The organism is Aquirufa beregesia (assembly GCF_011090385.1).
Taxonomy (GTDB): domain Bacteria; phylum Bacteroidota; class Bacteroidia; order Cytophagales; family Spirosomataceae; genus Aquirufa; species Aquirufa beregesia.
Genome location: NZ_SEWW01000005.1, coordinates 184,358 through 197,121, shown reverse-complemented (window position 1 = coordinate 197,121; position 12,764 = coordinate 184,358). Strand labels below are relative to the sequence as shown.

Below are 12,764 nucleotides of genomic sequence, written 5' to 3'. Positions count from 1 at the left end.
TCATGAAAATTTTAAATGCATGTCAGGAAATTTATCACCTAGAAACGAAAAAAAATGACTTGATTTGCGAGAATAATCATTTTATCTATGTCACAAGCTTATACCCCACCCCGAAGAGCTCCCCGTAAAAAGTTAAAAATGCCCTTATTTGGCAATATGGGAAGCGGCAATTCCGGTCAAGGAGAAAAGATAGACTGGGGAGGCAAAAACTTCACCAAACTCGTGTTTATCGTTGGGACCTTGGGCTTGCTAGCCCAGATGTTTTTACCTAATCTTTGGGCTGAAAAAATGTATGATACGCAAGGTGAAATCTTAGATTTAGATTTAGATGGCTCCATTCGTAAAAAATATACGGATGCTACCAACCCCAATGACATTCATTACATGTTGATTGTGAAGCAAAAAGATGGGACACGTCGTAAATTGGATTTACATATCGCGGATCCCGTATTTTTTGATCAAGTAGCTGTTCCACAAAGGCTCAAAAAAACAGCTGGTTCCTTGGATGTTTTGGTCACTCGATTTTCAAAGCCTGACACCACCCTTACGATTACATTTAAGCCATGACTTCTCTGTTGATCATTTCGCAATTTGAGGCTTAGTATCACCGCTTGCGTTTATTTTAGCGTTTTTTAGAGATTAATTGGTAAATTGCATATTCAATTTTAAAATGGCCTAGGTAGGCACACATTCTATACAATGTTATCCATCTTCAGCAAAACAGTAACCAAAATATTTGGAACCAAGTCGGACAGAGACATCAAAGCCTTGATGCCGATTGTCGATAAAATAAAAGAAGAGTACGCGCGCTTGAGTCAGATCTCAGACGATGAGTTACGTCAAAAGTCGGTTGATTTTAAAGCCCGCATTCAGGCATTCTTGGCTGATATTGATGCTCAAATTAGCACATTACATGCTCAGGGTCAGACAACTGAAGACATTGATGCCAAGGAAAAGTTTTTTCAGGAAATAGACAAATTAAACCTCGAGCGTAATAAACAACTAGAAGTTGTATTAAACGATATTCTTCCAGAAGCTTTCGCGGTAGTGAAAGAAACGGCTCGTCGATTTACCGAGAATAAACAATTGGTTGTACAAGCCACCGTGGAAGATAAATTTATTGCTTCCAAAAAAGCGAATGTCAAAATAGAAGGAGACCAAGCCATTTGGGCCAATCAATGGGATGCCGCTGGCAATACCATTACTTGGGATATGATTCACTACGATGTACAGTTGATTGGGGGTATCGTGTTACATCAAGGTAAAATCTCTGAAATGGGCACGGGAGAGGGTAAAACATTGGTTTCTACGCTTCCTACCTATTTAAATGCCTTAGCAGGACGTGGCGTTCATATTGTAACGGTCAACGATTATTTGGCCAAACGTGACTCGGAATGGAATGCCCCTTTATTTGAATTCCATGGCTTACGCGTGGATTGCATCGACAAGCACGAGCCTAATACCGAAGAGCGTAGACATGCCTATGCTGCGGATATCACTTATGGTACCAACAATGAATTTGGTTTTGATTATTTGCGTGATAATATGGCTCGTAGCCTGGAGGATCAAGTTCAAAGACCCCATCATTTTGCTATGGTGGATGAGGTTGACTCCGTATTAATTGATGATGCACGAACTCCCTTAATCATTTCAGGGCCCATTCCTCGGGGAGATGAGCAAGAGTTTGATGCCTTTAATCCACGTGTACAGAAATTGGTGGAAGCTCAAAAGCAATTGGTTCAGAATTTCTTGGTAGAGGCGAAAAAACAAATTGCTACGGGAGACAAAAAAGAAGGTGGTTTGGCTTTATTCAGAGCATTTCGTGGTTTACCAAAGTCAAAACCATTAATCAAGTTTTTATCTGAATCGGGAAATAAGCAAATTCTTCATGAAACAGAATCTATCTATTTGGCAGAAAATCAAAAATTGATGCCACAGGCAGATTCACCCCTATTGTTCACTATTGAAGAAAAAAACAATCAAGTTGAATTAACGGAAAAAGGATTGGAATTCATGAGTGGCAACACAGAAGATCCTAACTTTTTCGTTCTTCCCGACTTATCCATTGACTTAAATAAAATTGAGAAAAATAAAGAGCTTGCTGATGCGGATCGTTTATCTCAAAAAGAACATTTAATCCGAGAATACAATGAAAAGGCTAGCCGAATTCACACGGTCAGCCAATTATTAAAAGCTTATGCCTTATTCGAAAAAGATACTGAATACATCATTGTGGATGGTAAAGTGAAAATCGTGGATGAACAAACGGGGCGTGTGATGGAAGGTCGTCGTTATTCAGATGGTTTACATCAGGCAATTGAAGCGAAAGAAGGGGTGAATGTGGAGGATGCTTCACAAACCTATGCAACTATCACCTTACAAAATTACTTCCGTATGTACCACAAATTAGGTGGTATGACGGGTACAGCTGAAACGGAGGCTGGTGAGTTTTGGACCATTTATAAATTGGATGTCGTTTCCATACCAACAAACCGTGTGATTCAAAGAAAAGATGCGGAAGATAAAATCTACCGTACAGTTCGTGAAAAATACAATGCCGTTGCCGAAGAAATTCAAGAATTGGTGAACCTAGGCCGACCTGTATTAGTGGGTACAACCTCGGTTGAAAACTCGGAATTGATCAGTCGACTATTGACTATTCGTAAAATTCCGCACAATGTATTAAATGCCAAGCAACACGCTCGTGAAGCCGAAATTGTAGCAGAAGCAGGACAATCAGGTAAGGTTACTATTGCTACCAACATGGCTGGACGTGGAACGGACATTAAGTTAAGTCCTGAGTCGAAAGCCGCTGGAGGTTTGGCCATCATTGGTACAGAAAGACATGAATCTAGACGTGTAGACCGACAATTACGTGGTCGTGCTGGTCGTCAGGGTGATGTGGGTTCTTCTCAGTTCTTTGTCTCTTTGGAGGACAACTTAATGCGTCTATTTGGTTCAGACCGTATTGCTAAAGTGATGGATCGTTTGGGCATGGAAGAAGGAGAAGTAATCCAACATTCCATGATTACTTCGTCTATTGAAAGAGCACAAAAGAAAGTAGAGGAAAACAACTTTGGTATTCGTAAGCGATTATTGGAATACGATGATGTGATGAACTACCAAAGAAATGCGATTTATAAACGTCGTCAAAATGCCCTATTGGGTGAGCGTTTATCTTTGGACATCATTAATACTATGTTTGATGTATGCCAAGATTTGGTAGGACAATATCCTTCTTATGGAGAATTAGAGTTAAAGGTTATTGAATTATTAGGCATTGAGCCTCCGTTTGCAGAAGAAGATTTTAATCGCTTGTCGCCAGAGGTTAAAATAGAGCGCTTGTTCCTAGCTTCCGAAGATCATTATAAGAGCAAAAATGAGGGTATAGCCAAGCAAGTTATTCAAGTTGCACAAGAAGCTTTACGCCAAGGATATTCAGGTATTCAGGTTCCAATTACAAATGGAAACTGGGTAACGGGCGTGGTTGTGGATGCTCAAAAAACCATAGATTCTCAAGGTAAAGAAGTAGTCAAAGAGATGGAGAAATTCATCACCTTGACCTTAATTGACCAAGAATGGAAAGAGCATTTACGTGAAATGGATGATTTAAAACAATCCGTTCAGAATGCCGTATTTGAACAAAAAGATCCCTTGTTGATCTATAAGTTTGAAGCTGTTAATTTATTCCAGCGCTTTGTTTCTCGTGTGAATGTAGATACCATTAGTTTTGTATTAAAAGCTGAAATTCCAGAGATACAACAAACAAACCAGGCACAACAAGCGCCAAAAGAAAAAGCACCAAAATTGCAATTGAGTAAGGATGAGGCTATTTCTTCCCTATTAGGAGGTTTAGCTGGTGGACAAGGGGAAGAGCAGCAGGAATACCATGACCCAAGTTCGCGTAGTGAAGAGCGCATTGCTCCTCGTCATGCCATTAAAATTGCGGATCGTAATCAACGTGTTACGGTACAATACCGAGATGGCTCTACCAAGGAAAATGTCAAATACAAAACGGTGGAGCAGGATGTGGAAAGTGGAGAGGCTGTAGTAATCGCGTAGATAGCGAATTATGTTGAAGAGGTGGTTAGTTTTTAGCACAATTGGGAGCTGAATGACTAACCACTTTTTTCTTGTATGAAAATTAGAAATTCAACTATCCCATGCTTCATTTGTTGAATTAATTTAAATAATTCAACAAATTTCTAATTAAAATAAATTAAATCTATTGCAAACCTATTCCAGATAATCAACTTATGCCATTCAAAAATCAAGTTTTAACAGACCCCATTAAAGGAGATGTATATGAGTTTTTAGAAACGGCCCAAGACAGCCAAGGGAAACGAGTGAGTATCAAGATGACCGTTAAAACCAAGGGGCAATTGGTTCCCATGCATTTGCACATGCTCCAAGATGAGCATTTTACGGTTTTGAGTGGTCAGCTTACTGTTTTACATAAAGGTAAATCACAAGTATTACAAGCTGGGGACAGTATTGTCTTACCAAAAAAAATGGTTCATAACCATTTCAATAATCATGATGAGCCCGTTGAATTTATACAGACAGTTAGTCCAGCATTAGATTTCGATTATTTCATTGAAAATCTAATTAATTACACGATTGATCATCAGGTTAAGGGAGGTAAGTTTGGCTTGATTCAACAATTGGTGACATCCAAATACATAGATAGTAAAAGTTATGTAGCGGGGATTCCCATCCCTGTTCAAAATTTATTGATGAATGTGGTTGGGCCTATTGCCAAGCTATTTGGGATCAAGGCTTTGTATGCGGAATATTGTGGGGTAAATAAATAAAAAATTAACGCTTTCCTAACGCTGTCAAGGTTTGGAACCTTGACAGCGTTGCGTTAACGATTATTATTTCACATATATTGTCCAACAAATTGGTAATTAAAATTGCCCCAAAAGCGCCGTAATGTAGCTTTGAATATCCATCATTTACGATACTTTAAGTCATGGAATATGAGGGAATCAATCCATGCATAAACAATACTGTAAGAATAGTATATTGCAGGCATTTGAATAATCAGATAACATGAAATATAGCCTCTACCTGTTTATATTAATCAAATTTGTTCTCCAATATTCGCTCATAGACCCTAGTTATGATTTACAACGAGATGAGTATTTACATCTAGACCAAGCACACCATTTGGCTTGGGGATACATGTCGGTGCCTCCTTTTACTTCCTGGATTTCATGGATTATTTTACAATTGGGCAATCATGCATTTTTGGTCCATTTTTTCCCTGCCCTTTTTGGTGCATTGACCATAGTCGTAGTATGGAAAACCATAGAATCTCTTGGAGGTAAGTATTTTGCCTTGTATTTAGGTGCTATCTCGGTCCTTCTTTCTGCTGTTCTGCGCCTGAATACGCTCTTCCAACCTAATTCTTTTGATGTTCTAGCGTGGACTACTTGCTATTATCTATTAATCCGATTCATTCAAACGGATCAATCCAAATGGCTATACTACCTATCTGTGATGTGGGCCATAGGTTTTTTGAATAAATACAATATCCTCTTTCTTATTTTAGGTCTATTACCTGCAATATTACTCTCAGAGCATCGAAAACTATTTTTTCAAAAACGTTTTTACCTAGCTCTTTGCCTTGGATTCGTGATCATTTTGCCCAATCTTATTTGGCAGTACAATCATCAATTTCCAGTGATTCATCACATGAAACTATTATCCACCATTCAATTAGTTCATGTCAATCGCCTAGATTTTCTTCGTTCTCAAATGTTGTTTTTTGTTGGTTCATTTTTTGTTCTCATCGCATCTTGTTGGGCACTTCTATTCTACCCTCCTTTTAGTAAATTCCGGTTTTTCTTCTGGAATCTCGTGTTCACTTTGGCCATCTTCACTTATTTCAAAGCCAAAGATTATTATGCCATCGGTCTTTACCCGATTTATTTATCTTTTGGATCTGTCTATGTGGCCTTGGTGCTTCAGCATGGTTGGAAAAAATATCTTCAACTAATCGCCTTGGCATTACCTTGCCTAGCCTTTATCCCTATGTACTTGTATGTTTTCCCCAATCACAACCCGAAATCCATCATTCAAAACCCTAGCCCATATGAAAAATTGGGGCTTCTTCATTGGGAAGATGGCAAGGATCATCATATACCACAAGATTTTGCTGACATGCTAGGCTGGAAACAATTGGCCCTAAAACTGGATTCCGTACTGGCTACTCTCCCAAAAACGAGTTTAGATAGCACCATCATTTTGTGTGATAATTATGGGCAGGCAGGTGCTATTAATTATTATTCTCAAAATAGGGCCATAGAGGCGTACTCCATGAACGCTGATTATGCCCGATGGATACCTCTCAATAAGCCCATGAAACATGTTATTCTCGTGAAAGAATATGACGATGAAGATCCTAACCGAACAGAAGAAAGACCCTTATTTGATACGCTTTATTTGGCTGGAGTGCATTTAAATCCCTTAGCTAGGGAGCATAAAGTCTCCATTTATGTGTTGAAAAATGCCAAAATCAATATAAATAAACGGGTACAAGACGAAGTAATGGAAGCCATGCAGACAGCATATTAGCTAGTATTTCATGCAAAAAACATAAGCAATATTCGTTGTTTTTACTTTGAAATATGACCCAGTACATAGAAACAAAACCATTGAATACATTATGCCTAAGGCTAAGGTAGTTAAGCGAAAAATCAAAAGGGGAAACCGGATTTCCCAATATGTGATTTACAAGGAAACGGTCATTGATCAAAAAGAAAATTTTCTGTCCTTTTTAGGCGCCTTTCTAGGTGTCGGAATCATTGCTTTTTGCCAAAAGCAAATTCTCAATGAAAATATCTTGTTAATTGGTTCTTTTGCTGCTTCCAGCGTCTTGATTTTTCTAATTTGTATAATAACTTAACTAGCAATTCATCGTGTTTGTCGACAGACTTGTTTGGGTTAGAAAATTTGACCTCATCGTGAAATTCCATTAAAGCAGTAATTACACTTTGCGGAGCTACTAATGCAACAGTATTTGATGCTAGGGCAAATCTTCTGTTAGCCTCATCTTTGTCCATTCCATCGGTCGCTAAATCTGAAAGAGATGACAATAAAACCTTGTAATGATTAACCTTGTTTTGTTGCCTGTCCATTTCTAACTGGTTTCTTTTTGTAAGATAAAAAGCTAGAGAAGCCACTAATATACTCCCAGTGGCAGTTATTAAGGCACCCAATATAGCACTATCCATATATTTAAAAGTTCAAGGATTTTTATACATTTCGTCTAACGTCAGGCTGTTGGGTTACGGGCAGTCTAAAAATATCTTTTCTTTGTCACCTGAGAACGATTTGTCCATCTCTTTTTGAAATTCTTTGGAGTCGTCAAACCCGTAGTGTTCTACTATGAGTCTCTTGTGTAGTCGATCGATGTACTCTGTATTGGAGGATAAGTCCTAGATGAACTTTTTAATAGCCGAGTCCAATTCTCGATCGAAGTAATTTAAGTTCAATGTCGGATTCCCTCCGTTTTGTGTGTCTCTAAAGAAAAGCGAATTCTCTGCCGTAGTACCAATTCCGGTAGCCTTTGGAAAGATTTGATGAATAAGTCCATTCCGAACAAACCAAAGTAATGAAGCTTTACAACGGTCTTTTGCTAAAAAGTAATCTGATTTCAAAAATCCAAGAAAATTCTCTTTTGCAAATTTGTCGTAATGGTCGGTAGATGCTACTGTAAACAAAAGGCCAAAATAGTCGACCATTGAAAACAAGAATTGGGCGTAGGGTATCTGAATCAGACCCCTATTCGGTCTTAGGACTTCTAATGTTTTATCAATTGTCGGAGTAATTGGTTAATATACTGTGCTAATATTGCGTCTCTTTTCTGTGTGTCCATGATTCCTTCCTTTTCAATCCGCCCAGCTCCTTATTCTTTAATTTTATTTTCAATCTCAACAAAGTCTCTCTTGTCACGCGTCTCGTTAATTTCCGTGATCTCAAATCTTGATTTGTCAATTTTTTCGTCCCCCGTTATTTTTAAATACTCGTTAATTACTTTCTGGTCAATGAGTATTTTTCCATTTCCTGCCCAGTGTCGGTCTTCTCCGTTTTTCTTAACTCCAGAAATCCAATATTCCTCTCTGGTCTCAATGTCGTAGAAATTTGAAGATGTCCCATGGCTCTTTTTAAACGCTTTATTGTTGAAATAAACTGTCGCCTTTGTCCGCGAGAATGTAACGAGTCCAACCCATGCTGGCCCATTGTCCGCGTAACCAGATTTTAATTCGATGTACATTAATCTCGTTTCCATAGTCAAAGTCATTTTGTATTTGTCGGCTTGATCTACTCTGTCCACGGAGCCAACCCAATTGCCCATAAGTTTATACCAGCCATAAATTCACTCCAATCTACCCAAAACCTTATGGCTTTGCGCCACTAAGGTAACTTTTTTTGACAATATAGATGACTTACAAATCATCAAAAGGGCTTTTTATTTGTTGAATATTTTTGGTACTTACATGTGTTTACTTACCAAGAAATATTCAGATGATATGCGCTTTGTGCCATTTATCAGTGAAGATAACCTGACATTAAGCCAGAATCATTGTGCGAAGCATAATAACCTCCCAATTCAATAAAAATAGTAAATTAGAAACATGAATTCACACGATATAATTACCGACCACCGACTCATGATTTCATTTGACGATGAAACAGGCTGCATCATCATTTCAACCCCTAAGGGTAATCAGATCGAATTAAATGACAATTTAAATACATTGAAATTAAGCGATCCATTTAGTAATTGCATCAAAATGGACGAAAGTGGTATCCATATTTCAAGTTATAGAGATATAAATATTTCTGGCCAGAATATCCAATTAAAAGCTTCTTCTAACATGGATTTAAACGCAAATATGGACATAAACTGTCAAGCTAATAATATCAAGCAAAGCGCTGATGCTAGTTTTACAGCCAAAGGCGGAGCTAGTGCTGAACTGTCTTCATCAGGACAAACCTTGGTGAAAGGTGCCATGGTTATGATAAATTAATTGATATGTCTTTAGCTGCTAGAATTACCGACTTTCACGTATGTCCAAAGGTAACGCCAGGAATCCCTCCAATTCCTCACGTGGGTGGGCCCATCATTGGACCAGGCTCTCCAACAGTTTTGATTGGAGGCCTTCCCGCTGCTTGTCTAGGAGACACGGCCACCTGTGTTGGAGAACCTGATACCATAATTAATGGAAGCAAGACTGTCTTTATTGGCGGCCGTCCAGCTGCTAGAGTGGGGGATCATACTAGTCATGGAGGTAGTATTGTTTTAGGACTTCCAACTGTGATGATTGGATAAATTTTTAGAATCATTTTGTTATGAAATCTTTTCATCCCTATTTTTTGCCCACACTTTTCAATCATTACCAGCTAGAAGCAGATGAAATCATCGCTAAGATGGATCTACTGTATCCTGAAATCTATGATCCTAGTTTAGCGACATCAAAAAATCCCATCGACAAAAGACTGTCTTTTAGTGCCTATTTTTTGGCTATGATTCAAATCTTGGATAAAAAAGGAGAAAGCTATGAGCAGATTCGTCAGGTTTGTTTACAAGTTGCCTATGATTTTGTTCAGCCCAAAAACAGTTTTCAACGCCTCATCAAAACATGGCCATCGCGGTTCATTCAAACTTGGCTAGGCAAACTATTGATTCAAAACTTAAAAAAAGTAGCGGAAAAACCAGGCCACCTAGATGGTTTTGTGGCGCGTATCATTACCGACAAAAATTTCACCCATGGTTTGGGTTATGGCATAGATATCCTGGAATGCGGCATTTGTAAACAATTTCAGAAAAGAAATTATGCTCGATTTAGCTCCATACTATGTGAAGTAGATTATATGACCACTAGCTTGGCAGGATTAGAAATGATTCGACAAGGAACTATAGCCCAAGGAGCTGAGCTATGTGATTTTAGGTATAAAATAAAAAAATAATTATCTCTTTTACCAAAGAACAATATCATCAGCATGAGCCACTTCCAGGCTAGTAGTTGCAGCTATCAATTCTGATTTAGAACAACGAGCACGTGCAATGGCCACGGGAGTTTTATTGACATCCAGCAATTCAATGACTTCTCCTTTTTCAAAATCTCCTAGAAACTCGAGCACCCCTACAGAAAGCAAGCTTTTTCTTTGAGATATGGCCTTCGCAGCCCCCTTATCTAAGACCGCTTTACCCCGAATCAGTGAGCCCGTAGCCAACCATTTTTGTCGAGCATTAAGTGATGCCTCTTGTGCTTCAAATACCGTCCCAATCTTTTCATTCAAAGCATCTACAATCCCCTCTCCTTGATCTAAACCAAATATCACCACCTTGATACCTAACCTAGTGGCCATGCGAGTAAAGGTTAATTTGGAAATCATTCCTCCTAAGCCAGAACTGGATTTATCTGTACTTACCACACTTAATACCTCTGAATCAATTTCCTTGACATGTCGAATGATCTTTCCTTGACCATCTAAAAGCCCCCCTACCGAGGTTGAAATCAATAATTTAGAGGCGCCAAAACCCGTAGCTATCAAAGTAGCCAATTCATCATTGTCAGAAAATTTTAATTCCACATTACTCACCACATCATTTTCATTGGCAATGGGAATAACCCCATTTTTCCAAAGCTCTTGATAGGTCTCTTTCAGTTGTAAAAACTGCCCCCTTTGAGAAAAATGATGGCGTTCACACAAGCTTTGAGCAATGGAAATACCATATTTTTGGAAATAATCATTGTACTTGGCAATCAAGATAGGGTTACCCACTGCTGCCGCGGCTTTACGTTCCGACAAGCTTCCCTTGTAATTTTTAAAGACTGATTTACCTGCCGCCACTGCCCCACTAGAAACTAATACGATGTGGAAATTAGGTTGTAATTGAGCCACTTGTGAAGCAATTTTTTCCAAAGTTTGCTCATTGACATTCCCATTGGTATGGGTGATGGAAGATGATCCGAATTTAATTACAAGAATAGGTTTTGACATAATGAGCGATATATTCCTGCAATTTAAGCAATAGAATCCATTCTTAGGAATGTAGGATGTAGAATGAAGAATGTGGGATGTGGAATGTCTTGTCCTGAAATAGGTTGAATTGTGGTTTATTAATAAACATTGTAAATTGTAATTAAGCTGCATCAAAACCTCCTTGGTATTTCTTTTTTTTGATAAAAAAAGAAATACCTTGATGAGTGAAATTCCTTAAAATGTATGGTTAAAAAAAGGTTGTCTTGTCCTAAAATAGGTTGAATTAGGGTTTATTAATAAACACTGTAAATGTGATCCATTGGCTGTATAAATTCCCAGCAAAAGTTCCTCTAAAACTTGTTGTTTGAAACTCTCACTGTAACGATAAATCCTCTTAATTTTAAGCATAAGTATTCAGTTTATAAAGTCTACTTTTTTCAGGACGGTACAGAATATCTAGGAGTGAAGATTATCATTCCAAAATTTTGAAATTTCCTAGAAGCCCATTAATTTAAGCGTATATCCTCAACCTACTCATTATCAAACAAATGGAAACAGAAATAAGCAAGAAACAACAGGCCAACAAGTTAATTTTCTTAGGAATTTTCTTGTTCTTTTTAGGATTGGTCATAGGGCTATTAATTCCTATTCTCGCTAAACCTCGAATCGGTTTATCCTCTCATTTAGAAGGGGTTATGAATGGAATGTTTTTGGTCATTTTAGGTCTCATTTGGAACCGATTATCCCTTTCCTATTTCTGGTTAAAAACATCATTTCAGCTGGCCGTATTTGGGACATTTGTCAATTTTTTAACCATAGGGTTAGCAGCAGCTACTGGTGCTGGAAAATTATTACCTATCGCAGGAGGAACGGAACAAGGCCCTTTTATTGAATCTTTGATTGCTTTAGGGTTGATTTCTGTGACCATAGCCATGCTCCTTGTATGTATTTTAGTCATGAAAGGATTGGTAAACCAAACCAAGAATGAAGGCTAATTTGAAAAGAACATTTAATAATCTTTCCCTGGTAATTCAAAGTGACAAGTCTGTTTAAGGGCCTTGGCCAATCGGTTCTTATATTCTTTTCTACTTATTTCTATGGCTCCATAGCGGAGTACATTATCATTCATAAATTGGGTATCCAATAAAGAATACCCCTGCTCACGAAGTAAAATCATCAAATAATGAAAGGCCACTTTCGAGGAATTTGATACCAAACTAAACATAGATTCCCCAAAATAAGCGCCCCCCAAAGCTACCCCATACAGCCCCCCTACAAGTTTTCCCTCTTGATATGCTTCCACTGAATGGGCAAAACCTATGCGAAATAAGTCGGTATAGGATTGGATAATTTCTTCCGAAATCCATGTTTCTGAATCCGTTGACCTAGGAGCAGCACAGCAGCGCATCACTGCCTCAAACTGCGAATCAATGCGTATTTCAAAAAGATGTTTATTGATAACAGACCTCAAAGATTGGGTAGGCTTGTAAGAGTCGATGGGAATAATGGCCCTTGGATCTGGGCTATACCAATGAATTTCACCCTCATCCGCCATGGGAAAAACACCTTTAGCATAAGCGTAAATTAATTGTTCTACTGATAATAGTTTATCCTCTTTCATGAAATAATTAGGAGATTATTCGCATTTCCCCGCTGAATTTCTGAAATTGCGAGCTAATTAGGACAAACTTAGGACGAGCATCCTAGTTTACAAAAAGAATGCAGATAAAATTATTATTCGTACATCTTACATCTCCTATCCG

General features: G+C 38.2%; 14 protein-coding genes. 9 read left to right on the top strand and 5 right to left on the bottom strand.

Translation table 11 applies throughout. The features are described from left to right. Positions 1 to 87 precede the first annotated feature (87 nt). The 5 genes from EWU23_RS09475 to EWU23_RS14445 all read left to right on the top strand — a co-directional run bounded on the left by EWU23_RS09475 (position 88) and on the right by EWU23_RS14445 (position 6,913). Positions 88 to 567: a hypothetical protein gene (locus EWU23_RS09475; RefSeq protein ID WP_166231430.1), complete on the top strand. Its 480-nt coding sequence runs from the start codon at positions 88 to 90 to the stop codon at positions 565 to 567. 132 nt (positions 568 to 699) lie between these two features. After that, on the top strand, positions 700 to 4,062 hold the full coding sequence (gene secA / locus EWU23_RS09470; RefSeq protein ID WP_166231428.1) for a preprotein translocase subunit SecA: 3,363 nt from the start codon (positions 700 to 702) through the stop codon (positions 4,060 to 4,062). Between the two features lie 194 nt (positions 4,063 to 4,256). Next, positions 4,257 to 4,814, top strand: a complete 558-nt coding sequence (locus tag EWU23_RS09465; protein WP_166231426.1) for a cupin domain-containing protein — start codon at positions 4,257 to 4,259, stop codon at positions 4,812 to 4,814. A 241-nt stretch (positions 4,815 to 5,055) separates the two neighbouring features. Continuing rightward, complete coding sequence (locus EWU23_RS09460; RefSeq protein WP_166231424.1) at positions 5,056 to 6,582, top strand: glycosyltransferase family 39 protein; 1,527 nt, start codon at positions 5,056 to 5,058, stop codon at positions 6,580 to 6,582. Positions 6,583 to 6,673: 91 nt separating this feature from the next. Next, entirely contained in the window at positions 6,674 to 6,913 is a 240-nt protein-coding gene (locus tag EWU23_RS14445; protein ID WP_449500861.1) for an HPP family protein, read from the top strand. Here EWU23_RS14445 and EWU23_RS09455 read toward each other — a convergent pair. From EWU23_RS09455 to EWU23_RS09445, 3 genes are all read right to left on the bottom strand, one after another. Next, complete coding sequence (locus EWU23_RS09455; protein ID WP_166231422.1) at positions 6,837 to 7,241, bottom strand: hypothetical protein; 405 nt, start codon at positions 7,239 to 7,241, stop codon at positions 6,837 to 6,839. The genes EWU23_RS14445 and EWU23_RS09455 overlap by 77 nt on opposite strands. Before the next feature lie 204 nt (positions 7,242 to 7,445). Further along, positions 7,446 to 7,760, bottom strand: a complete 315-nt coding sequence (locus EWU23_RS09450; protein WP_205753140.1) for a hypothetical protein — start codon at positions 7,758 to 7,760, stop codon at positions 7,446 to 7,448. 155 nt (positions 7,761 to 7,915) lie between these two features. Beyond that, positions 7,916 to 8,299, bottom strand: coding sequence for a hypothetical protein (locus EWU23_RS09445; RefSeq protein WP_166231418.1), 384 nt, complete (start codon positions 8,297 to 8,299; stop codon positions 7,916 to 7,918). 346 nt (positions 8,300 to 8,645) lie between these two features. On the opposite strand from EWU23_RS09445, the gene EWU23_RS09440 reads away from it, so the two are divergent. The 3 genes from EWU23_RS09440 to EWU23_RS09430 are packed head-to-tail and all read left to right on the top strand — an operon-like array spanning position 8,646 to position 9,981. Then, complete coding sequence (locus EWU23_RS09440; protein ID WP_166231416.1) at positions 8,646 to 9,041, top strand: hypothetical protein; 396 nt, start codon at positions 8,646 to 8,648, stop codon at positions 9,039 to 9,041. 5 nt (positions 9,042 to 9,046) lie between these two features. After that, on the top strand, positions 9,047 to 9,343 hold the full coding sequence (locus tag EWU23_RS09435) for a PAAR domain-containing protein (RefSeq protein WP_166231413.1): 297 nt from the start codon (positions 9,047 to 9,049) through the stop codon (positions 9,341 to 9,343). A gap of 20 nt (positions 9,344 to 9,363) precedes the next feature. Then, a complete protein-coding gene (locus EWU23_RS09430; protein ID WP_166231410.1) occupies positions 9,364 to 9,981 on the top strand; it encodes an L-2-amino-thiazoline-4-carboxylic acid hydrolase in 618 nt (205 codons plus the stop codon). A gap of 9 nt (positions 9,982 to 9,990) precedes the next feature. Here EWU23_RS09430 and proB read toward each other — a convergent pair whose 3' ends face one another. After that, entirely contained in the window at positions 9,991 to 11,019 is a 1,029-nt protein-coding gene (gene proB, locus EWU23_RS09425) for a glutamate 5-kinase (RefSeq protein ID WP_166231407.1), read from the bottom strand. 530 nt (positions 11,020 to 11,549) lie between these two features. Between proB and EWU23_RS09420 the strand changes: the two genes are divergently transcribed. Continuing rightward, a complete protein-coding gene (locus EWU23_RS09420; protein ID WP_166231404.1) occupies positions 11,550 to 11,996 on the top strand; it encodes a hydrogenase in 447 nt (148 codons plus the stop codon). 14 nt (positions 11,997 to 12,010) lie between these two features. On the opposite strand, the gene aat is transcribed toward EWU23_RS09420, so the two are convergent. Further along, the gene (aat, locus tag EWU23_RS09415; RefSeq protein WP_166231401.1) at positions 12,011 to 12,622 is read right to left on the bottom strand and encodes a leucyl/phenylalanyl-tRNA--protein transferase; all 612 of its coding nucleotides are present in this window, start codon (positions 12,620 to 12,622) and stop codon (positions 12,011 to 12,013) included. Between the last annotated feature and the right edge of the window lie 142 nt (positions 12,623 to 12,764).